18 protein-coding genes are annotated in these 22,100 nt (G+C 48.5%); 15 read left to right on the top strand and 3 right to left on the bottom strand.

The annotated features are described in order from the left end of the window. Positions 1–140 precede the first annotated feature (140 nt). Both H6F93_RS17075 and H6F93_RS34700 read left to right on the top strand, forming a co-directional pair. On the top strand, positions 141–404 hold the full coding sequence (locus H6F93_RS17075) for a hypothetical protein (RefSeq protein WP_190683014.1): 264 nt from the start codon (positions 141–143) through the stop codon (positions 402–404). Between the two features lie 136 nt (positions 405–540). Continuing rightward, positions 541–669, top strand: coding sequence for a hypothetical protein (locus H6F93_RS34700; protein WP_277882861.1), 129 nt, complete (start codon positions 541–543; stop codon positions 667–669). A gap of 218 nt (positions 670–887) precedes the next feature. Here H6F93_RS34700 and H6F93_RS17070 read toward each other — a convergent pair whose 3' ends face one another. Together H6F93_RS17070 and H6F93_RS17065 are read right to left on the bottom strand one after the other, a co-directional pair. Next, positions 888–1,502: a Uma2 family endonuclease gene (locus H6F93_RS17070; RefSeq protein WP_190683012.1), complete on the bottom strand. Its 615-nt coding sequence runs from the start codon at positions 1,500–1,502 to the stop codon at positions 888–890. Between the two features lie 36 nt (positions 1,503–1,538). Continuing rightward, positions 1,539–2,123: a YdeI/OmpD-associated family protein gene (locus H6F93_RS17065; protein WP_190683683.1), complete on the bottom strand. Its 585-nt coding sequence runs from the start codon at positions 2,121–2,123 to the stop codon at positions 1,539–1,541. Positions 2,124–3,067: 944 nt separating this feature from the next. Here H6F93_RS17065 and H6F93_RS17060 point away from each other — a divergent pair. The 5 genes from H6F93_RS17060 (at position 3,068) to H6F93_RS17040 (ending at position 11,757) form a co-directional block, all read left to right on the top strand. Continuing rightward, a complete protein-coding gene (locus H6F93_RS17060) occupies positions 3,068–4,342 on the top strand; it encodes a response regulator (RefSeq protein WP_242043500.1) in 1,275 nt (424 codons plus the stop codon). Between the two features lie 53 nt (positions 4,343–4,395). Then, positions 4,396–4,761, top strand: coding sequence for a response regulator transcription factor (locus H6F93_RS17055; RefSeq protein ID WP_190642155.1), 366 nt, complete (start codon positions 4,396–4,398; stop codon positions 4,759–4,761). 152 nt (positions 4,762–4,913) lie between these two features. Further along, positions 4,914–5,498, top strand: coding sequence for a chemotaxis protein CheW (locus H6F93_RS17050; protein WP_190683010.1), 585 nt, complete (start codon positions 4,914–4,916; stop codon positions 5,496–5,498). Positions 5,499–5,551: 53 nt separating this feature from the next. Beyond that, a complete protein-coding gene (locus tag H6F93_RS34080) occupies positions 5,552–8,065 on the top strand; it encodes a methyl-accepting chemotaxis protein (protein ID WP_199313779.1) in 2,514 nt (837 codons plus the stop codon). A gap of 71 nt (positions 8,066–8,136) precedes the next feature. Continuing rightward, positions 8,137–11,757, top strand: coding sequence for a hybrid sensor histidine kinase/response regulator (locus H6F93_RS17040; RefSeq protein ID WP_190683007.1), 3,621 nt, complete (start codon positions 8,137–8,139; stop codon positions 11,755–11,757). 146 nt (positions 11,758–11,903) lie between these two features. Here the strand turns inward: H6F93_RS17040 and H6F93_RS17035 are convergent, their stop codons facing one another. After that, the gene (locus H6F93_RS17035) at positions 11,904–12,053 is read right to left on the bottom strand and encodes a hypothetical protein (protein WP_190683004.1); all 150 of its coding nucleotides are present in this window, start codon (positions 12,051–12,053) and stop codon (positions 11,904–11,906) included. A 58-nt stretch (positions 12,054–12,111) separates the two neighbouring features. Here H6F93_RS17035 and H6F93_RS17030 point away from each other — a divergent pair, with 58 nt between their 5' ends. The 8 genes from H6F93_RS17030 to H6F93_RS16995 all read left to right on the top strand — a co-directional run bounded on the left by H6F93_RS17030 (position 12,112) and on the right by H6F93_RS16995 (position 22,051). Continuing rightward, positions 12,112–13,104, top strand: a complete 993-nt coding sequence (locus H6F93_RS17030; RefSeq protein WP_190683001.1) for a ligase-associated DNA damage response exonuclease — start codon at positions 12,112–12,114, stop codon at positions 13,102–13,104. Continuing rightward, a complete protein-coding gene (locus H6F93_RS17025) occupies positions 13,104–14,720 on the top strand; it encodes an ATP-dependent DNA ligase (RefSeq protein WP_190682998.1) in 1,617 nt (538 codons plus the stop codon). Before H6F93_RS17030 ends, H6F93_RS17025 begins: the two co-directional genes overlap by 1 nt. Before the next feature lie 359 nt (positions 14,721–15,079). Beyond that, entirely contained in the window at positions 15,080–15,814 is a 735-nt protein-coding gene (locus H6F93_RS17020) for a PEP-CTERM sorting domain-containing protein (RefSeq protein WP_190682995.1), read from the top strand. A gap of 90 nt (positions 15,815–15,904) precedes the next feature. Then, on the top strand, positions 15,905–16,213 hold the full coding sequence (locus tag H6F93_RS17015; RefSeq protein ID WP_190683677.1) for an acyltransferase family protein: 309 nt from the start codon (positions 15,905–15,907) through the stop codon (positions 16,211–16,213). Positions 16,214–16,345: 132 nt separating this feature from the next. Then, positions 16,346–18,538 (top strand): polyphosphate kinase 1, encoded by a 2,193-nt coding sequence (gene ppk1 / locus H6F93_RS17010; protein WP_190682993.1) that lies wholly within the window; start codon positions 16,346–16,348, stop codon positions 18,536–18,538. 43 nt (positions 18,539–18,581) lie between these two features. After that, entirely contained in the window at positions 18,582–19,499 is a 918-nt protein-coding gene (locus H6F93_RS17005; protein WP_190642145.1) for a glutaminase, read from the top strand. Positions 19,500–19,804: 305 nt separating this feature from the next. Next, positions 19,805–20,464 (top strand): hypothetical protein, encoded by a 660-nt coding sequence (locus H6F93_RS17000; protein WP_190642144.1) that lies wholly within the window; start codon positions 19,805–19,807, stop codon positions 20,462–20,464. Positions 20,465–20,521: 57 nt separating this feature from the next. Then, a complete protein-coding gene (locus H6F93_RS16995; protein ID WP_190682990.1) occupies positions 20,522–22,051 on the top strand; it encodes a bifunctional orotidine-5'-phosphate decarboxylase/orotate phosphoribosyltransferase in 1,530 nt (509 codons plus the stop codon). Positions 22,052–22,100 lie beyond the last annotated feature (49 nt).

Below are 22,100 nucleotides of genomic sequence, written 5' to 3'. Positions count from 1 at the left end.
TGACTTTTTCATACCGACAAATCTCAGCAGCAGCCTTAACTTAAACATATAGCGCGATGAAATCACGATAGAGATTGCACCTGCGCTAGGAATTCCATCATTTGTATATCTCTTAACAAGTCCAAAAGGAGAATAATCTCATGCTGTTTTCTCACCACTACAACCTATTTCAAGCTATTCTTGACCAAGGTTTCGAGGCAGGTCCGATCGCAATCAGTGAAGAAGTTTTGGGCGATCGCCTCACCTACCGAGGTATCTCCTACCGCCGTCCTACAACCTCTGAAAACGTATCATCTACAGCTAACGGAACCGATGGCGGTGGCACCCGGAGTTCTCAGCCTCAATCCTGGGTTCCCGATGCAACGGTGGTTTTACGTTATCGCGGCTCTTGCTATCTTAAGTAGGCTTAATCGAGAGTGCTTTTGGAGTGCGATCGCCAAATACAGATCTATTAAGATATTTGAGAAGTGACGCATGTCCTCTGTAAGGGCGTAGCATTCGGGCGAGGATTTTGGGTTGATTGCAGGATTTATCTGCCGAATGCTACGCCCCTTGTATGTAAATCGACGCGACTTTGCCGAAGTAAGCGCCTGGAGCCCGCTTTTACCTGCGCCCAGTTCTGGTGAAGTGATGAGTATCTTGACTCGCGATCGCAGACGAGAAGGATAAGGATATAAAGGGAAGGGGCGATCGCTCTTGAAGAGAGGGGGCGATCGCGCTCTATTCAAAGAAGTGACCTAGTTGCCTAACAAAACTCTAAAAACTACTGATATACCGTAGGTTGGGTGAAGCAAAGCGGAACCCAACAGAATCTACGCAAGTGTTGGGTTTCACGTTGTTCCACCCAACCTACATCTTTTAGATCTTTTAGGGCACCGGGGAATTTGTTATCCTGTCGCAAAAATCTGATCGACGGTTAGTTTTAAACTGGGAAAGGTGGGTGAGTTTAGGCGATCGCCTGCTCGAAATTGCTGCAACTCGTATTCTCCATCTACCCATTGGCAAACTGTGATTGTTGGCTGTTTCGGATTGCCAATAAAACGTCGTCCACCCAATGCGACGTGATCTACAATCCAATATTCCTGAATGCCTAATGCTTCATATTCCCCAAGCTTCATGAAGTAATCATCTCGCCAATTAGTTGAAACGACTTCCACAATAATTTTGACTGATTTGCCCAACGTGATGATAGAACCGCTTTCCCACTGAGGTTCATCTATTAGTGCAGATTCATCCAAAACAATGACATCGGGTTCATATCCAGAATTACCATCTACCGAACGGACAATGCATTCTCTGGGAATGAAGTAGGGTAAGTTTGCCTGACGAATCGCAGCGCCCAACTCATAAGCTAAATTGCCAGATACCTTTGAATGCTTGCCTGTTGGTTTTGGCATCTCTACAATAGCCCCACGGTGTAACTCATAGCGGCATTCAGAAGTTTCGGGTAGCCACTCGAAAAATTCATCAAATGTGATTGGCTGCTGTAATGCTTGGAGCATAAACTCACCTCATTTCCTTTGCTGAATTCTTCTTAATTACCTTCGCCATTGATTCGCTCGCAGATTTTGAGCCGCTAATTGAGCTGTCTCGTTTATGCGTTTAGTCCGCGTTTCGGGTCTCTTAGCCGCAGCAACCCATTCTAAAATGCCCCGTTTAACCGAGCGTGGGAATGCTTCAAAATTCTGTTTTGCCTCGGCATAGCTAGCCAAGGCTGTTTCTAAATCAGGCGGAATTTCTAGCGCCTCGATCGCATCCAGGGCATTCCACGAACCATCTTGCTTGGCAGCTTCAACTTTTGCCAGTCCCGCAGGCATCATCATATTCTGTGCAATTAATCGCTCGACTCGTTCTTTGTTTAGTTTTGACCAGCCAGTACCAGGTTTTCGGGGAGCAAACCAGAGAAGCGATCGCTCCTCATCCAGCTTGTTGCCTTTGCTGTCAATCCAGCCAAAACACAGCGCCTCCTCTACCGCTTCCTCATAGTCAAATCGCAGCTTTCCCGTTGCTTTTTTGTAGCTGATGAGCCAAACCCCTTTGTCGCGCGTGTGATGCTGTTCTAACCAGGCACGCCATTCTGACCGTGTTTTAGGATGGGTCGAGTTTGCTGGCACTTCAGTCATGACGGTACAGTCGGCGACTTGCTTCTTGCTGCTCATTTTAACGGGAATGGAGATTGCACCGTGCAACACCCCTATAAAATCTGCACTTGAGCCACGAGTGCATTAAATAGCAATTTCAGAGTTTCTCTAAACGTCTACTGCTATTTAGATTCTCTTTAATTTAAGCTGTTTCTTTGTTTATTTTTTGCTTGGTTTCAACTCGTTTGACATCTAAAATGTCCGTCTAAAGCAAGAAATCTATCCAGTGTATAGAAACACAATTAATGTTCTGGCGCATCAGATTTCTAGTCCAAAAAAGACCAGATAAGTAGATATAAGTTAAGTTGCAAGGCGATAGAATTGTGAGAAGTCATCCCCTACAAGATTAGGCTCGTAAACGCTTTGAGATTATTACAACTATCAGTTTTGGAGTAGATTATCAAAATAATTTTAGTCGGATTTATACGCACATTTAACGCACAAGAATTTAGTGAATTAATGCACCAGCTCATACTATGAATCGTTGCGATAACATTTTTGAAGATTCTATTAACTCTGCTTTTGCACCTTGCAAAAGCCTAACTAGGTATAAGATTATATAATGCACATGTAGTGGACAGATTTGAGTGCAACACAAGCAACACAGGCAAGAGGTATTTAGGTTTCAACTTGTCTTTCAAGAAGTTCTACCAAATCGTTTATTTCCAAGCTATCATCTTCAAACAAAGTCAGACTGTAACCGTTGCACTACCAGTTGCAAGATTAGCAATTTTCTGTAGCAGAAATCACAATTCATCTACCTCCACAAACAGGGCTAGCAATTTACCGGGTTAAAGGATTGATCGCCGCTTTTTGGATGTGATTTCAGATTCTTGTCTGCACTTAGCAGGTCAAGCTTTTTTGTCAGCCGTGGCTTTCCTGAAATAAACAAATTTTCCCTCCCGTCTAAGCGGAGGTTTAGTGCTTTGAGACATACGATTTGGTTTCTTAAAAATTTGCAGCAGCTTCACTTCAGCGGTCAGCTGGTACATATAGAGCCAGCAGGTCAGCAGTGGACTTTTTATCTGTCTCAAGGCTCTATTGTGTACGCTACAGGCGGCACTCATCCGGTCAGGCGATGGCGCAGAAATTTGGCGATTCACTGTCCCTGGATTGGCGATCGCGACATGGCACCCGATGCAGAATTCGAGCGCAGCAGTGCTGATCTGACGATTGGCTGGGAATATGCGCTGTTAAAGCTTTGGGTGACTCAACAAAAAATTATCCGCGAGCAGGCTGCACGGGTGATTCGCGACATTGTGATCGAGGTGCTGTTTGATGTGACTCAGGCAGTAGATTTGACCGACCAGGTTAATCAAGACCGTTCTTTGTCCACGTTTGCACACCTGGGTTTGGTTGATGTGGGAGGGGCGATCGCCCAGGTTGAGAGACTCCAGCGCACCTGGCAAGACGCAAAGCTCGGCGACTATTCGCCCAACAAAGCACCCGTGATCAAACAGCAGGAACAGTTGCGAAAACTCAGTTCAGCTCGCTTTTACGAAAATCTGGTCGAACTCCTGGACGGACAGCAAACCCTGCGCGACCTGTCAGTCAAGATGCAGCGAGACGTGGCGGCGATCGCAACCTCGCTGCTGCCCTTCGTCCGAATGGGTTGGGTTGGGTTCATCAGCATCGCTGACCTGCCTACCCCTGTTTTGCAGAAACAGCCTCCCAAAGCACTAGCTCCAGCAATTCCTAAAAAACCTGTAGAAGAACCAGTAGCAAATCCACTAATCGCCTGCATTGATGACAGCTTCTGGGTTTGCAACATGATGGAAAAAATTATTGCATCCGCTGGTTATCAGTTTGTGGGGGTTAACGATCCCTTAAGAGCCATTAGCATTTTGCTCTCTCGCAAGCCTGACCTGATTTTTCTAGATCTGGTCATGCCAACGGCGAATGGCTACGAAATCTGCGAAAAGTTGCGCAAAATTTCCTGTTTTCGAGACACCCCGATTGTGATCTTGACTGGGAATGACGGATTTGTGAGCCGTCTCCGCTCTAGCTCCGCTGGAGCGACTGACTTCCTCACTAAACCCTTAGAAGCTGAAGCAGTACTGGGTGCAGTTCGTAAGCACTTAAATCAGGGTATGGCCAGTAACCATGCACCCACCGACCGGGACGCATCCAGGGAAAATCCAGTCAGTGCTGCATCTAGTGACCCCAATACAGCCCGCTTTTCTGTGGCTACTGACCACTGACACTAGACCACTGACACTAACAGTTCTGTAACTTATTTCTTGAGGTGAATGCAATGGGTACGGCGCTAGTTGTGGATGACTCGCTAACAGATATGCAGATTTTGATTCACTGTTTGCAGCAAGGTGGGGTAAATGTCTTAGTTGCTCAAAGTGGAGAAGAAGCCTTAGCAACAATTACCAAACAAAAACCTGATGTTGTGGTTTTAGACGTTGTGCTGCCAGGACGCAGCGGCTTTGAGGTCTGTCGAGAATTAAAGGAAAGAGCCGACACCAGCGATATTCCTGTGATTATTTGCTCGACCAAAGGCAGTGCAATGGATAAGTTTTGGGGCATGAAGCAGGGAGCTGCTGCCTACCTATCCAAACCCATTGATCAAGAAGAGTTTTTACGCACGGTTAAGCAACTGATCAAACCCTAATCGCAACTTACAGCAGTTTCCACTTCGATCAACCACAAGTCCCTGTAGGGGCAGTTTGCGAACTGCCCCTACGCTATGGCTTACCCATCCGAAAATGGCTGTAATTCCTGGCTCAGTTCTGAACAAACTTTGAACGAATTCTGGACAAATTAATGTCTAACTTTCTGTCAATTTCAGATTCCGGGTCACCGTCTGCTCATTTGCAGCTTGCATCATCTGCGCCAGCGCAAGATATTGTTTCTGCTAGTTCCGGCGCAAGTGAGCAGTTCTTGCGGCTATATCTTTTTCCAAATGCCACCGTTCTTTTGCCCATTCAGCAATTGTCGGAAGTGCTGACCTTGCCAACAGAACGAGTTACCCCCATTCCGCATATGCCGGACTGGGTCATGGGAGTTTACAACTGGCGAGGTGAGATCTTATGGACGGTGGACTTGGGGCACCTGTGTGGCTTTATGCCCTGGTACCAACAAGCAACTAATGTTTCAGCCTTTCCTGCTGTAATCCTTCAGGTTCGTAACCACAAAGCAGGCTCTGCTCGAAACCAAATGCTAGGTCTAGTCGTTAATCGAGTCGAAGACATTGAGTGGTGCGACCCAGAAATGATTCAGCCCCTACCTCGCGCAGCCGTCTCGCCGCAGCTAGCGCCTTTTTTGCGAGGCTACTGGTGGAAGTCAGGTGGCGATATGTTGGCGGTTTTGGATGGGGAAGCCATCATTCGGGCGATGCCTCAGTCTTAGCAACAGGACTCAGTTCCTAATTCCCAAGCTCTCTTGATGACAAGGTTGATACCATGACTCCGACTCCTTCTCAGTCCAGTTGGCAGAATGCTACCCAAGTCCATACTCCGGTGCTTGAGGAAACTCAGGTTGAGCAGGGATTAACTCCTGACTCTAAAGGCGATCGGGTTCCGACCCAACCCTCACCACTGGAAAGGAAGCGTCGGATTTCGCTGCGTCTGCTCCTGGTTGTGCCTGTTGTGCTGCAAATCTTCGGTGCGGTGGGGTTAGTGGGCTATCTCTCCTATCGAAATGGACAGCAAGCAGTGAATGACCTGGCTGGACAGCTTGAGAATGAGGTCAGCAGCCGGATTGAGCAGAACCTCTTGGATTATGTGGAAACGCCGCATTTGATTAACCAGGTGAATGCGGACGCGATTCGAGCAGGTTGGTTGAATGTACAAGATCCGGCAGCTGTGGGGCGGCATTTTTCGAAGCAGATTCAACTGTTTGACTCGATTGGCTATATTCAGTTCGGCTCAGAACAACGGGAATTTGTCGGTCTTGAGCGATTGGCAGATGGAAGTTTGCGGCTAGATTTGAGCAACGAATCTACTGGGTTTAACTACCGCACTTATGCGACGGATGCTCAGGGCAATTCGGCAAATTTGTTAAATGAAAGCGGCAGTCACGACCCACGGGTGCGCCCCTGGTATACCGCTTCGGTGGAGGCAGGTGAGCCAACCTGGAGTGAAATTTATTCTTATTTTGCGTCGCCCAAGCTGGTGATTACTGCGGTACAGCCCTACTACGGGGCGAACGGTCAACTGGTGGGCGTGCTGGGAAATGACCTGACGCTTTCTTCGCTAAATCAGTTTTTGCAGGAAATTGAAGTGGGTAAGTCTGGGCTGGCGTTTATTGTGGAACGCTCTGGAGACATTGTGGCTTCTTCAACCAAGGAAGAGCCATTTCGGGTGAGCAATGAGGGTGAAGAAGTTCTGCGGCTTCCAGCAGTGGAGAGTGAGGTGCCGCTAATTCGCGCTAGTGCGACTTATTTAAATGAGATGTTTGGTGAGCTAGCTAAGGTTGAGGCAGAGACGCAAAGCAGCTTTGAGATGGATGGCGATCGCCACTTCCTCCAAGTCACGCCCTTTAAAGATGAACGCGGACTGGACTGGCTGATTGTAGTTGTTCTGCCCCAGTCAGACTTTACTGCTCAAATTGATGCCAATACCCGTACTACGGTACTGCTTTCTCTGGCTGCGCTGGGGGTGGCGATCGCCGTTAGTCTTGCTACCTCGCGGTGGATTACGCAATCGATCGAGGAGTTAACTCAGGCATCAAGGGCGATCGCGCAAGGAGATCTAGACCAGGTTGTGCAGGTAAAAGGCGTGGATGAACTGAGCAAGTTAGCCCACTCCTTCAACCAAATGACAGCGCAACTGCGAAACTCCTTCAGCACGCTAGAAGAAACTAATCAAGCCCTAGAAGAAACCAACCAAGCCCTGGAAGCACGAGTTGTCCAACGCACCGTCGAACTGCAGCAAGCCAGAGAAACTGCCGACCAAGCCAAAGAACTCTCCGAACAAACCAAAGAAGAGCTACAGCAACGCGCCTTGCAACTGTTGCAAGAAGTAGACCCGATTCGACACGGCGACCTGACCGTTCGCGCTCGTGTCACTGCTGACGAGATTGGTACTGTTGCCGACTCTTACAACGCGACAGTGGAAAGCTTGCAGAAGATTGTGGCACAGGTGCAAGCCGCTGCCACTCAAGTAGACCAGGCAACACGCGACAACGAAGCCTCGGTGCAAAATCTCTCAGAAGAAGCATTGCGGCAATCCGCTGAAATTAGCACCGCCCTCGATCGCATTGAAGAAATGTCCGAAGTGGTGCAAGCCGTCGCCATCAGTGCCGAACAAGCCGAAGCTGCTGCTCAACAAGCTGCTCAAACGGTGGATGAAGGCGATGCAGCAATGAACCGCACCGTTGATGGAATTCAAGCAATTCGAGCCACTGTCGCTGAAACTGCCAAGAAGGTAAAGCACCTGGGGGAGTCGTCGCAACGTATCTCAGCAGTGGTGGAGTTGATTAGCAGCTTTGCCGCTCAGACAAACATGCTCGCGCTCAATGCATCGATTGAAGCCTCTCGTGCCGGAGAAGAAGGACGCGGCTTTGCCGTTGTTGCCGCAGAAGTGCGAGTGCTCGCCAGACAATCAGCAGAAGCAACCGAAGAAATCAGGAAGCTGGTCGCGAGCATTCAAGCAGAGACGAATGAAGTGGTCGCGACGATGGAGTCGGGCACCGAGCAGGTTGTCAGTGGAACCCGACTAGTGGATGAAACGCGACAGAGCTTGAACAAGATTACGGCTGCCACGGCTCAAATTAGTCGCCAGGTGAAAGCAATTGCACAAGCGGCAACGATGCAAACGGAAGCATCTAAAACGGTGACGCAAACAATGCAAGGGGTGGTGCTGATTGCCAACCGTACTTCAGAGGAAGCGGCTCAGGTGGCTGCTTCGTTTGAGCAACTGCGGCAGGTGGCTCAGGATCTCCAGATTGAAGTGAGTCAGTTCAGAGTTAGCTAATCCTCATTCTGTTGGGTTTCGCTTTGCTTCACCCAACCTACTTTCCAATCCCCAATTCTCAACCCTGCATCATGGCAATCAACCCTGATATCCGCGACCAAGCCTATCAATTTTTTATTCAAGAGGCTCCTGAACTGTTGCAGGTGATTGAATCTGGGTTGCTGACGTTGCAGCAGGAGCGCAATACAACCAAAGTTCATAACTTAATGCGGGCGGCCCACTCGATTAAGGGAGGTGCTGCTAGCGTGGGCTTGGAAGTGATCGCCACCCTGGCACATCGTCTAGAAAACATCTTTAAAGCGCTCTACAGCGACAGCCTAATCGTTGATGCTGAGCTAGAAGACCAGTTGCTCCAGGCTTATGATTGCCTGCGATTGCCCCTGATGTTGCGGATTACGATGGGTTCCTTTGATGCTGAGCAAGCCCTGGCGATCGCTGAACCCGTTTTTAGTCAAATTGAGGAACGCTTTGGCGATGCCCTCACCCAAACGGAAAACTACATTCCTAGTTCTTCTGATTTGGGGGTTGATATGATTTCCTCAATTCTAGAAATCGATGTAGCGCAAGGATTAGAGCGGCTTGCCGCAGTTGTCGCCAATCCCCAAAACTATGAAGTCGCAGGTGAATTGCGCGCTCAGGTAGAAGTTTTTGCGGGTTTCGCTGAGTTGATGAATCTGTCGGAATTTGAGGCGATCGCTGAAATAGTACAAACGGCTTTGAATGCTAACCCTGACCGAGTGCTAGAAATTACCAAACTAGCAATGGCTGACTTTGAACGCAGCAGACAAGCTGTGTTGGCTGGCGGAGTAAATCAGTTGGAGTCGGGTCAAGGCGCTCCCTCTAAAGCTTTGATAGAGCTGACGGTTCCTGCTGCGCCAGTTGTGTCATCGGTCTCCACTACTGAGTCTCTCACCATTGATGCGGCAATCCCCTTACTCCAAGATATTTTTGGCGATGGAGTTAGCCCGTTTGATCTGCCTATTCAGTCACAAGATACAAATCAGGAGGCTATTGGCGATCGCTCAGATATCACTCAAACCCATGATCACTTTGATCTGCAAGAGACAGATCATGCAATAGATCCGGTAACAGTCTACGAAACAATTCGTGAAGTTGATCTATTGATGGGTGAAGCGGAACTGGTGACCCGCAGTATCCCCAACCCCATGAACCTTGAGGAACCGTTGAATGTTGAGTGGGTTGCTTATTTATCAGAGTCAGCAAAAACGCTGGCTTCTTCTGACATACTCACGCCGACGGAAACCGCATCTGAAGAGGCTTCAACCGAGAGTTTTGTCAATACTTCTATCCTGCCAGAGCTACAGAATGTTGATCTACTCCGGAGTGATATCTCTGATAATGTACCTGAAAATATAGAGTCTGCTATTCAATCGATTGAACAGATCTTCGATCGCTTTCCCCAGATGCAGTCCTCTGAGCAATCTTTGCCAGATCCAACTTCTAATTCCTCAACGAATGCACTGCAAGTTCCTTCACCAGTAGATCTCCCTGGGGCAATTCAACCGAGTCAAATTCAGCCCCATCAAAGTAGCGCGATCGCTCCCAATAAATCTGCTGATCGGCGAACGGCGATCGCCACCAACCTCAGCAAAAGACCCCACCCCCCTATTCAGCAAGGGGAAGCGGTGATCACGCCAAATCTCACCGTTCGAGTTGGCTCAGAACGACTTGAACGAATGAATAACCTGGTCGGTGAACTGGCAATCAACCGAGATGGTCTTTCCCTACAAAATGAGCAGCTTCAGACCTCTCTCAAGGAATTGCTAAGCCGCTTTGCTCGATTTCGAGACACCGTGAGTCATCTGCGAGAATTGTCTGACCAAATGTTGGTGGAGCCAGAGCGCCGCAGCTCTCGCTGGGAATCGTTGTCAGCCAGCCAAACCAATACAGAACCAACAGAAAAGTTTCCAACTCGTGCGTTTAACCCTGTTCCGGCTACGTCTGTCACTTCTGCCCTGGCAGAGTTTGACCCGCTAGAGATGGATAGCTATGGGGCTTTACATACTCAAATCCAGGAAATTTTAGAAGATATCGCACAGCTTGAAGAAACCGTAGACGACGTTTCTTTATTTGCTGGACACTCTAACCAAATTTTGGATCAACAGCGAAGCATGTTGACTCAGCTTCGAGATGAGTTGATCTGGGCCAGGATGTTTCCGCTGGGCGAGGTGATCAATCGCTTTCCTCGGATGATTCGTGACTTGTCCACGACCTATCACAAACCCGTCGCACTGAAGCTGTCGGGAGCAGGAGTGCTAGTGGATAAAGCGATTCTAGAGAGACTGTTTGATCCGTTGCTGCATTTACTCCGAAATGCATTTGACCACGGAATTGAGCCTGTCAACGTAAGACAGCAGCGAGGCAAACCAGAGCAAGGACAAATTGAGATACGGGCTTATCACAAAGGCAATCAAACAATTATTCAGGTCAGGGACGACGGTCAGGGGCTAGATTTAAATCGGATTCGGAGTCGAGCGATCGCCCTGGGTTGGATAGATGCAGAACAGGCTGCAACCCTAGACCCTGCTCAACTGTATGAACTCATCTTTGAACCAGGATTTTCCACTGCCCGTCAGGTGACAGAGTTATCGGGGCGAGGTGTAGGGTTAGATGTGGTGCGATCGCAATTGCGATTGATCAAAGGCACGGTCACCGTTACCTCTACGCCTGGACGGAGCACCATTTTCACCCTATATCTACCCCTTACCTTAACCATTGCCAAACTGGTGATTTGTCTGATTGGCCCCACTGCCGTGGCATTGCCCGCCGACAGCATCGAAGAAATTCTGAATCCGCAACCGGGACAAGTGCGACGGTCAGGCACTCAGCGCTACCTGAACTGGCGAGAACAAATTATTCCCACTTACCGTTTAGCAGACTTGCTCAGCTACAGTTGCCCGTTGCCCGAAAATCCGTCCAGCAAGGCTCTGTCCACCATTTCACTGCCCAAAGATTGGTCGCTACCGATGCTGGTGTTGCGCCAAGAGCAGCAAATCTTTGCCCTGGAAGTCGATCGCCTAGTGACAGAGCAAGAACTCGTGATTAAACCCTTTGGATTGGCGATCGCCCCTCCCAACTATGCTTACGGTTGCACCATTTTAGGGGATGGTAGCCTGATTCCTGTGATCGACGGGGCAGCGCTCCTGGCGCTGAGCCTCAATCAACCGACAACCGCAACGTTGATCACAGAAGAATATGAGCCAATGCCTACTATACAGCCGCAGGCATTATCTCCTGCCAAAAAACCGCCCGTGATTAAAACGGCTCAAAGCCCAACGGTTTTGATCATTGACGACTCTGTAACGCTGCGGCGAACAGCGGCAATCTCTTTAGAAAGGGCAGGCTTTCGGGTAACGCAGGCAAGAGATGGACGAGAGGCGATCGCCCAGTTGCAACATGCCACGGTGCAGATCATCGTGTGTGATATTGAGATGCCCAACATGAATGGCTTTGAGTTTCTGAGTCAGCGCCGCAAAGACCCAAAATTGGCGGCTATTCCCATCGTCATGCTTACCTCTCGGAGCAATGAAAAACATCGCTGGCTTGCCAACCAGCTAGGAGCTAGCGCCTATTTCACAAAGCCTTATCTGGAACAGGAATTTATTACCACTCTGAAAAATATGCTGGATGTGCCGGGTAAGGCGCTAGCTGCGATCGCCCAATCCACTTAATACTTCTGGGCTTAAACTCGATTGGCATTGCTCATGTCGATTACACTGTCTGAAGCTTGTTGGCAAAATAAGACGATGCAATAATCAATCCGGTTCCTACCCACTGAATTAAAGTTCATAGGTTTACCATCCGGCAATATTGCTGTTCAACGGGGCAGCGATCGCGATTCATCAGCCGTAAGCGAATCAACTGCAGCTTGCAACGGCTTTCGCCGCTCAGCCAGAATTGTTTTGCGCCCTTCATGTCTTGCATCCGCGAGAAACAAGGCAAGCGTTCGACCATCCGCACCCGCCATGTCTAGGAGGTAAACGCTAAGCTAAAACTGTTCGTCTTAGTAAAGAGTCATTGGCTCCATGTCACTGATTACTGCGCGTCAAGAAGGGTTGTACTGTGAGCAGGGAGGGTTTTATATTGACCCCTGGCGATCGGTAGACTGTGCCCTGATTACGCATGCTCATTCTGACCACGCCCGCTCTGGTGCAAATCAATATATCGCTACTCACATCTCTGAAGGGATTTTGAGGAAACGTTTGGGCGATGAGATCAACCTTCAGGGAGTTGAATATGGGGAAAAACTAAAGATAGGGAATACCTGGGTTTCCTTTCACTCTGCTGGTCATGTGCTTGGCTCAGCTCAAATTAGAGTGGAATGTGGCGATCAGGTTTGGGTTGTGTCAGGAGACTACAAGCGTTGTGCAGACCCGACTTGTGCCCCGTTTGAAGTCATTCCCTGTGATGTGTTTATCACCGAAGCAACCTTTGGTTTACCCATTTATGAATGGGATACGGGAGAGGAAACCTGCCGCCAGATTTACCAGTGGTGGCAAAGTGATTTAGAACGACCTTCGCTACTGTTCTGCTACTCTTTTGGGAAAGCGCAACGGATATTGGGTGAGTTGTGCAAATTTAGCGATCGCCCCGTATATGTGCATGGTGCAGTTCACGTCTTGACCGAAATCTACAGACAGGTCGGCGTGAAAATGCTAGAAACTATTTCCACTACTGAGATGCCTCGCAGCCACAAATACACTGGCGATCTGGTGTTGGCTCCTCCTTCCGCGCACCGTTCCAGCTGGATGAAACGCTTTGTGCAGCCCCAAACCGCTTTTGCATCAGGCTGGATGGCGGTTCGAGGTGCCCGACGCAGACGGGGTTACGAACGGGGATTTGTGCTGTCTGACCACGCGGACTGGTCAGGTTTAGTCAATACGATTTTGCAAACGGGCGCTAAAACGGTGTACGTGACTCATGGGCAGTCCGAAGTTCTTTCCCGTTACTTACATGAAACCTATGACTTAAATGCTCAGCCCTTAAAGACTTTGTTTGAAGGGGAAGGAGATATTTAATGAAACGGTTTTCTCAACTGTTTCAGCAGGTTGACGCAACCACCTCGACGAATGAAAAAGTAAGAGCGTTGCGGCAATATTTCTATGATGAAATTCCTGAGAATGCAGTTTGGGCAATCTATCTGTTTTTGGGCAAAACTCGCAAGCGGCTGATTACCTCCCGAGTGTTGAGGGATGTTTTCCTGCAAATGTCTGATATTCCAGAGTGGTTGTTTGAAGATTGCTACGCCCATGTAGGAGATTCAGCAGAAACGATCGCCCTATTGCTGCGCCACAGCCCCCTAGAGTCTCAGGAGAAAGTGGATCGTCCCTTACACGAGTGGATGGAAAAGGTAATTCCTCAGGTTAAAACGGTTCAATCTGAGGGGAAATTGCGGGATTTAGTGGTGTCCTGGTGGGCTTCCCTGGAAGACACAGAAATTTTTGTCTTGAACAAAATTTTGACGGGCGCATTTCGGGTTGGCGTGTCTGAGAAACTGCTGGTGAAGGCATTATCAGCAGAGTACAACTTACCCGAATCGGTCTTGGCTCATCGGCTGATGGGTGACTTTGAGCCGTCGATAAACTTCTATCGTCAACTGATTCAAACAGACAATGAGGAACTTGCCCCCAGTCAGCCTTATCCTTTCTTCCTAGCTTCTCCACTAGATGAGGATCGCTTTCAGGAAGAAGAACCCGCTAGATGGCAAGCCGAGTGGAAGTGGGATGGCATTCGCGCCCAGATTATTAAACGAGCGGATGAGGTATTTATCTGGTCACGCGGAGAAGATCTGATTACTCAGCAGTTTCCAGAATTGGTGGAGGGGTTTCAGCTACTTCCCAATGGGCATGTGGTGGATGGGGAAATTTTGTGCTGGGAGGGCGACCGTCCCATGAATTTTAATGCTCTGCAAAAGCGACTGGGGCGAAAATCAGTCACCAAAAAACTGCTGGCAGAAAACCCAGTTCACTTTATTGCTTATGATCTGCTGGAACACAACAGTCAGGATATTCGAGAAAAACCTTTGCTCGAACGGCGAAACCTTCTGGCTGAGCTGTTAACATCCCTTTCTACTAGTCTGACAACCGTTTCCACTTCACTAAGCTTTTCGTCTTTCTTGGATTTGCAGGAGTTGAGAGAGCGATCGCGCCAGCAAGGGGCAGAAGGGCTAGTGATCAAAGCCAAAGACAGTCCCTACCTGGTTGGGCGCAAGCGCGGCTACTGGTGGAAATACAAAGTCAATCCAATGTCGTTAGATGCAGTCCTGATTTATGCTCAGGCAGGCACGGGCAAACGAGCAAACCTGTTTACGGACTACACCTTTGCCCTCTGGCACAACGGAGAACTCGTCTCCTTTGCCAAAGCCTACTCAGGGTTAGACAATGACGAAATTAACGAGCTAGACAAATGGATTCGCAGACATACAATCGAAAAGTTTGGTCCGGTTCGCTCGGTTGAGCCGATCCAGGTCTTCGAGATTGGATTTGAGGGCATCACCGAGTCAAAGCGTCATAAATCGGGTATTTCGGTTAGATTTCCGCGAATTCTGCGCTGGCGTAAAGATAAGCCCGTTGAAGAAATAGACACGCTCCAGACTGCCTTTGAATTGCTTAAAACGATAGAGCAATCTAATTAATTGGGTCATAGAGTTCATTCTCCGAAAAAATACTGAGCACACAGTCGGATTGTACGGACACGATGTATCGGTTCTTAGAGAAGACGAAGTTAGGATTGATTAGCTCTCTTGAGAGACATCATTTTTCAGGCGAAAGCTTTTAACAGCATGAGCTTCCAGGTTTTCTAAAATGTTTATTTTTCAGCACTGCCCAATAAATTCACAGAGGTAAAGCCTATTATTTCTTAATGAAAGGTAAAGTCTGCTACTCTTTTGCTAAAGTCTGCGTGAAGTGCCGCGCGGCACGTAGCGAATGCTACATACTGAAGAAGTAACAGGTGAACAACCTCTCGCCGCTTCTTCAAAAGAAAGCTTTAAACATGAAAATGACTGCATTTCTGCCTACTACTGTAGGTGCTTTGGCGATCGCTCTCTCCGCTTCACTTCCAGCTCAAGCATTTACCTTTTCATTTGGCTCAAGCAGCCAATCTTCTAACCCTCAGACAACAGGTGCTTCAGCCCTACTGACCTTCGACTTTAGCGAGGTAGTTGGCAACTCCAATGCAATCAAAGTTGACCTCAAGATTGAAAACACCACAGGCGACTCAATTTTTGGGGCTGGCGCAACCACTTCAAAGCTGACCGGAATCGCTCTCGATCTATTGCCTGGTCTGACCGCTAGTTCATTCGTAGGCGACCAGTATCTTGATACCTTCCTAACTAAAGTCAACTTCACTCCTTTCAGCAACTCTGCGGGCAACTTCAGCATTGGAATTGCTGACAACAACAACTTTGAAGGTGGTCAAGCCACCGATGCGTTACCTCAAGGAGCAACATCTCAAATTAGCTTTGTGGTAGCTGGCTTTACTCCCGGAAAGACAGCAGCAGAATTGGAAGCAGATTTTTTTGCTGCCTACTCTAATTCCAAAGATGGAATTGACATCGCGGCTCGCTTCCAGCAAGTGAATGCAGGAGAAGGGAGCGATAAGCTGCTTGGTGGAACGCCGGGTGACGATGATGATGAGGTAACGGTTCCTGAGCCTGCTACTATCCTCGGCTTAAGCCTGATTGGTAGTGTATTTGCAACCCGTCGTCGCAAGCTGTGCCAAGCATAGTCGGAAAGCTTGCGTGTTAGTCGTGTATTCCTTGAATAAGTAGAAACGAAAGTTTAAAGTCCTCAGATTCTTGGAATTTGAGGATTTTGAATTTTTGGGCGATCGCTCGTTTGGAGTATTTGGGAAACCACCATTTGCATTGGCTTGTGTATTGGCATCTTGGTGCTGTTCCGTGAATACCTCAACAAGCAAGGCAAGTGGGAACAATGGTTGTCTGATAACGCTTACGTGGTTTATCTCATTCACGTCGTGATTGTAATTGGACTACAAGTTGGGTTTGCCCCGCTGCCAATTCCACCGTTGCTTAAATTTTTTGGAGTGACCCTGATTGGGGTACTTCTGTGTTTTGTGTCTAGCCACTACCTCCGAAAATTGCCGATCGCCAGCACGATTCTCTAGCAATATTGCAGCAGCATGTAGATTAAAAAAGGACCAGCACCCTATTGCTGATTGCGTCAGATGTTTGCAGGAAGACTTTCGCTTTAGGGTTATTTCTGGGAGTATCCTAAATAACTTTTCTCAGGCAGAGCTATGACTACCGCGAAGAATATTACTCCAGAAGTGAACTTGAGCGACCTATCTCAGCGTTATCTGAATCGGGAACTGAGTTGGCTGGAGTTTAACAAGCGGGTGCTGCATGAGGCATTAGATTCTCGCGTTCCCCTACTGGAGCGACTCAAATTTGTTGCTATTTTTAGCACGAACCTGGATGAGTTTTTTATGGTGCGGGTAGCTGCAATCAAAGAACAGATTGAAGCTCAGGTCAGTAAATTGACCCCCGATGGACTCACTCCCCAGGAACAGCTTGATCTGATTTGTCCGCATCTGCGTCCAATGGTGACTCAGCAACACCGTCACTTTGAGCAAGAACTGCGTCCAAAACTAGCGGAGAAAGGTATCCATATTCTGAACTATATGGATTTGACTCAAGAGCAGCGGCTTTACCTGCGGCACTTTTTTGAAGAGCGAATTTTTCCGGTATTAACGCCGCTAGCAGTCGATCCGGGGCATCCGTTTCCCCATATTTCTAATCTCAGTTTGAACTTAGCCGTGGTGGCAAAAGATCCAGAAACGGGAACCGAACATTTTGCCAGAGTAAAGGTGCCAAATATTTTGCCGCGATTTGTGGTGTTGCCGGAGGAGTTGCAGCGGCAAAACGGACAGCACACCGTTTGGGCAGGCGTACCGTTAGAACAGGTGATTGCCCACAACCTGGAGTTTTTGTTTGCGGGGATGAATATCCAGGAATATTATCTGTTTCGGGTGACGCGAGATGCCGATATCGCAGTGCAGGAGGATGAGGCAGATGACCTGCTGCTGGCGATCGAACAGGGGCTCCGCAGGCGGCGAATGGGCGGATTTGTGGTGCGATTAGAGATCCAAACCTCCACGCCTGGCTGGGTGCGACGAACACTGATGCGAGAAATGGATTTGGTTGAGAATGATGTGTATGAGGTAGACGGGCTGCTCAATCTAAAAGATTTGATGGCTCTCATGGGGTTACCGTTGCCTGAGCTAAAGGACAAACCCTGGGCTCCCGTTGCCCCACCTCGCTTGCAGGCGGCGATCGCCTCCCACGATGACCTCCTCAGCCAGGAAGCTCACGAAGATTTTTTCTCGGTGATTCGCCAACGCGATTTACTGGTACACCATCCCTATGAATCTTTTTCGGCATCGGTACAGCAATTCATCACACAGGCGGCGGCTGACCCGAACGTACTGGCGATCAAGATGACCCTCTACCGCACTTCAGGAGACTCCCCAATTGTCAAAGCCCTGATTGCTGCGGCTGAAAATGGTAAACAGGTAGTTGCCCTGGTGGAGCTAAAAGCCCGCTTTGATGAGGAGAACAACATTCTCTGGGCACGGCGGTTAGAAAGTACCGGCGTGCATGTGGTGTATGGGCTAGTGGGGCTGAAAACGCATACCAAAGTGGTGCTGGTAGTGCGCCAGGAGGGCGATCCCAAAGGGAATAGCATAGCCCCGCGCATTCGTCGCTATGTTCACGTTGGCACGGGCAACTACAACCCCAAAACTGCCAGACTCTACACCGATCTAGGTTTGTTAAGCTGCCGAGAAGAGTTAGGCGCAGATTTGACTGATTTGTTTAATTACCTTACAGGCTGTTCTCGACAGAGCGCTTATCGTAAGCTACTGGTAGCTCCAGTCAATTTGCGTCATCGCATGACTGAATTGATTCGCCGCGAAACCCAACATAGCCGCAACGGAGATCAGGGACGCATCACCGCCAAGATGAATTCCCTGGTCGATCCGCAAATTATTGCCGCTTTATATGAAGCCTCTCAGGCAGGGGTAGAGATCGATGTCGTTGTGCGCGGCATGTGCTGTCTGCGCCCAGGCGTGAAAGGCATGAGTGAGAATATTCGGGTTATCAGTGTTGTGGGGCGCTATTTAGAGCACTCGCGTATCTTCTACTTTTACAATAATGGTCAGCCGGAGACGTTTATCGGTAGCGCTGACTGGATGCCTCGTAACCTCGATCGCCGCGTAGAAGCCGTTACCCCAATCGATGATCCAGAGATTGCCAAAACGTTAAAGGAATTATTGGATATTTTCTTATCTGATAACCGTCAAGCTTGGGAACTTCAGCCTAGCGGTGAATATGTGCAGCGCCGCCCTACCAAGGATGAGCCTGAGTGCAACGCTCAAACTATCTTGATGGAAAAAGCATTGCAATCGGTAGGAACATTGAAATCAGTGTAATCAGGATATTGCGATCGCCCAACCCTCAATCATGACAACTGGCATGACAACAGGACTAGCCCGATTAACCCAAAATCAGCTGATCAGATGGGCAGAGAGTGCCCAAAAGAGGGCAGTTCACGGGCGAGTCATCGAGCGTATTGATCAATTGGCTCAAGCCGATGCGCGCTGGTTTGCCGTTCAGATTGAGGTTGGGCTGGGCAATAGTTACTGCTGTGGCAACACAACGCTGACTTTTCCGCTGATGAGCGCGATCAAGCCATTTCTGCTGCTCTATCTGTTGGAGCGCTGGGGAGAACAGGAGGTCTTTCAACAGATTGGGGTTCAACCCTCTGATGCTCCCTTCAATTCTTTAAAGCAACTGATTGTCGATCGGGGTCGCCCTCGTAACCCAATGATTAACAGTGGGGCGATCGCCCTCACCGAAAAGTTACCTGGAGACAACGCAAGTCAGCGCTGCCAGAACCTGTGCGACTGGTTAAACGAGCGATCGGATGCTCAACTGTGGCTAGATGAGGAAATGCTTGCCTCAGTTCGTTTGGCAGGCAGAGAAGTCAATCAATCCCTTGCTCGTTACCTATCAGAAGCAGGATATTTAGAAAATTTGGAAGTGGCACTTGATGCTTATGAACAGATTTGCTGTTTGTCAGGTCAAGTGAAAGACCTGGCGCGCTTGGGTAAACTGCTAGCGATTGAAAGTGATTGGCTAAAGCCGCTCCATCGCCAGATCGTGAATGCAGTCATGCTGACTTGTGGTTTATACGAAGCATCCAGTCGCTTTGCCATTCGGATAGGACTGCCGATGAAGTCAGGAATTAGTGGAGCGCTGCTGGCAGTCGTACCCGGACAAGGGGCGATCGCCTGTTACGGTCCCGCTTTGGATAGTGTAGGAAATTCTGTTGCAGGTCTTGCCTTCATCGAAGCTTTATCAAAAGAATTACAGCTTAATCTATTTGGATAATCCATCATCTCTATAGTTGTAGCCAAAAAAGGTAGCAATACTCAGTCCTGCCACTCTTTTTTGGCTAACTTAAGTGACTGACATTTCCCTTTTTTGCACAAATCACCAAATATTGATATACATTTGTATGTGACAAGTGTGATAAATTATCCAATTCGCACTTTAATAGAGAAAGAAAGGATTGAAAGAGTAAGCAACAGTGCGGTAACTGCAGGTTCTTTTTTTCTGTGAAACCAGCCCTGCATGAAACTTTCAACCTTCCAATTTCAGTCTTAAAGCTACAGTCAATCAAGGAATCTCTAACAATGCCGAAGACAAACCGTGTCGATGATCCAACCCTGTCTAAGTTAATGGAGGTTGAATCCGATCTGGCAGCTCAAGAAGCGCAACTATTTGCTCAACTTGAAACGATTCGTGAAAAGCGTGGCAGCTTGCAATCTGTGATCAACATCTTTTCACCAGATTCAGCTCCAGCAAACAGTTCCGACACTGCCAATAAAAAATCTGCTGCTAAGCAGGCTGAACCTGATCTCGAATTGCTCACTTCTGCTGTTCAAACTGCTGTCGCTTCTTCTGAATCAAACGGTTCAAACGGAGCAGCCCCCGCAGAAAAAACTAAAAAAGCTCGTCGCCCTCGTGCAACTCAAGCAAAGGCTGCCGCGCCTCGCAAAGGTTCTCGTAGAGGACAAGATTTGCAGAATTACATGCGATCGGAGTTTGGTGGTTCATCTCTCACACAGGCCGTTCTAACTGTATTGGAAGGACAAAAAGATGGAGTGGTAAGCATTCCAGAAGTAATTGGCTCTATCTTTGTTTATGAAACGCCAAGAGAAATGCGGAGCAAAGCTAGCACCCGGATTGCTAACATTCTCTCAACCGGTTTGAAAAGCAATAAGTGGTATCGGGGTAAAACTGGACACTACAGCCTCTCCAAAGAAGCCGCAAATGCTGATCTAGCTTCTTAACCTGGTGATTTACCCAGTGGTGATTTACGCTATTGGGAAGTCTCCCTGCATTTGCCCATGCATTTTTTTAATAAGTTAGAGTCTGCGATCGCACACCATTCCAGTTTGCTGATCGTCGGACTTGACCCAAACCCAGAACTGTTGCCCGCTCAATTTAACAGAGCCACAACATCAGAGTATCGCTGGACTGATAGCCCTTACCCTGGCGATACTCTCATTGAAGGGTTATGGCAATGGTTACAGTTCATCATTGCCGAAACGAGTGAATTGGTCTGTGCCTACAAGCCAACGTTGGGCTTTTATCAGGCATTAGGTGTCCCCGGAATGGAACTGTTGCAGCGAGTTTTGCAAGCAATTCCATCTCACATTCCGGTTATTTTAGATGCCAAGCATGGAGACTTAAACACCAGCACTCCCTTTGCCCGTAGTCTGTTTGAACAGTGGTGGGTCGATGCTGTGACGCTCAACCCTTATGTTGGGCAAGATCTAGTTGCTCCTTTTTTGGTGTATCCCGGCAAGGCAGTGTTTTTGCTTTGCTGTACGTCTAATCCATCTGCTTTGGCGGTGCAAGAGTCTATCCAAGTCCAAACTGCACAAATCCAAACTGTGCAAACTCAGCCCAATCTAGGTTTGCCACTCTACCTCCAGGTTGCCAAGGAATCGAGAAACTGGGGAACACCAGAACAGTTGGGATTAGAAGTGGGAACTACACTTCCCTCTGTCTTGAGCAGTGTGCGGGCGATCGCCCCAGAGCGCTTAATTCTGGCACGAAGCATCTGGCAGGAGGGGGTAGATCTCTCCCAAATGCTAGCGGCAGGTCTAGATGTAAATGGGGAGGGGTTACTGATTCCTATCCCTCAAGACTGGCTGGGTCAGACTGATTTGTCTACAGCGGTGCGATCGCTGCGAGATCAGGTTAATTTAGCCAGAGCCAAAGCTGTGCGTGAAGGAGCAACCTGTGACCTCTGGGTATCCGATGTTTGCACCCTGGAGCAACAGCCCCACCTGGAACTCATCTTGCAGCTTTATGATATTGGCTGCATCCTGTTTGGCGAATTTGTTCAGGCGTCGGGCGAAACTTTTCCCTATTACATTGATCTGCGTAAGATCATCTCGAATCCACAGATCTTTCACCAGATTCTAAATGCTTACGCAGATATTCTCACAACGCTTGAATTCGACCGGATCGCAGGCATTCCCTACGGTTCCTTGCCAACCGCAACAGGGCTATCCCTGCGGCTAAACCGTCCCATGATTTTTCCTCGCAAAGAAGTAAAAGCGCATGGCACTCGTCGCCTGATCGAAGGCAATTTTGAGCCTGGAGAAACAGTAGTCGTCGTAGATGATATTTTGATCAGCGGTAACAGCGCTATGGAAGGAGCCGCAAAGCTGCAATCCGCCGGGTTAGAAGTCCGCGACATCGTTGTGTTTTTGGATCACGAAGGCGGCGTAAAGGATAGATTGCGGAGTAATGGGTATACTGCCCACTCGGTAATCACGCTGTCGGAAGTGACTGAGGCACTCTATCAATCAGGGCGCATCAGTCAAAAGCAGTTTGAGGCATTGGCAGAAGCCGAGGACTCTTAATTTTTGTTATTGGTTACTCATTATTCGTCATTTGTTGTTCATCATTCAT

Origin of the sequence: Leptolyngbya sp. FACHB-671, from assembly GCF_014695745.1 — a bacterium.
Classification (GTDB): domain Bacteria; phylum Cyanobacteriota; class Cyanobacteriia; order Elainellales; family Elainellaceae; genus JAAUTN01.
Note: the sequence above shows the minus strand (reverse complement) of the source record. Positions and strands in the feature narration are given on the sequence as shown.

What these genes read in the sequence shown, in the direction of transcription:
- H6F93_RS17075 (WP_190683014.1), top strand. Translation starts at nt 141, where the DNA reads ATGCTGTTTTCTCACCACTACAACCTATTTCAAGCTATTCTTGACCAA.
- H6F93_RS34700 (WP_277882861.1), top strand. Translation starts at nt 541, where the DNA reads ATGCTACGCCCCTTGTATGTAAATCGACGCGACTTTGCCGAAGTAAGC.
- H6F93_RS17070 (WP_190683012.1), bottom strand. Translation starts at nt 1,502, where the DNA reads ATGCTCCAAGCATTACAGCAGCCAATCACATTTGATGAATTTTTCGAG.
- H6F93_RS17065 (WP_190683683.1), bottom strand. Translation starts at nt 2,123, where the DNA reads ATGACTGAAGTGCCAGCAAACTCGACCCATCCTAAAACACGGTCAGAA.
- H6F93_RS17055 (WP_190642155.1), top strand. Translation starts at nt 4,396, where the DNA reads ATGGGTACGGCGCTAGTTGTGGATGACTCGCTAACAGATATGCAGATT.
- H6F93_RS17050 (WP_190683010.1), top strand. Translation starts at nt 4,914, where the DNA reads ATGTCTAACTTTCTGTCAATTTCAGATTCCGGGTCACCGTCTGCTCAT.
- H6F93_RS34080 (WP_199313779.1), top strand. Translation starts at nt 5,552, where the DNA reads ATGACTCCGACTCCTTCTCAGTCCAGTTGGCAGAATGCTACCCAAGTC.
- H6F93_RS17040 (WP_190683007.1), top strand. Translation starts at nt 8,137, where the DNA reads ATGGCAATCAACCCTGATATCCGCGACCAAGCCTATCAATTTTTTATT.
- H6F93_RS17035 (WP_190683004.1), bottom strand. Translation starts at nt 12,053, where the DNA reads ATGGCGGGTGCGGATGGTCGAACGCTTGCCTTGTTTCTCGCGGATGCA.
- H6F93_RS17030 (WP_190683001.1), top strand. Translation starts at nt 12,112, where the DNA reads ATGTCACTGATTACTGCGCGTCAAGAAGGGTTGTACTGTGAGCAGGGA.
- H6F93_RS17025 (WP_190682998.1), top strand. Translation starts at nt 13,104, where the DNA reads ATGAAACGGTTTTCTCAACTGTTTCAGCAGGTTGACGCAACCACCTCG.
- H6F93_RS17020 (WP_190682995.1), top strand. Translation starts at nt 15,080, where the DNA reads ATGAAAATGACTGCATTTCTGCCTACTACTGTAGGTGCTTTGGCGATC.
- ppk1 (WP_190682993.1), top strand. Translation starts at nt 16,346, where the DNA reads ATGACTACCGCGAAGAATATTACTCCAGAAGTGAACTTGAGCGACCTA.
- H6F93_RS17005 (WP_190642145.1), top strand. Translation starts at nt 18,582, where the DNA reads ATGACAACAGGACTAGCCCGATTAACCCAAAATCAGCTGATCAGATGG.
- H6F93_RS17000 (WP_190642144.1), top strand. Translation starts at nt 19,805, where the DNA reads ATGCCGAAGACAAACCGTGTCGATGATCCAACCCTGTCTAAGTTAATG.
- H6F93_RS16995 (WP_190682990.1), top strand. Translation starts at nt 20,522, where the DNA reads ATGCATTTTTTTAATAAGTTAGAGTCTGCGATCGCACACCATTCCAGT.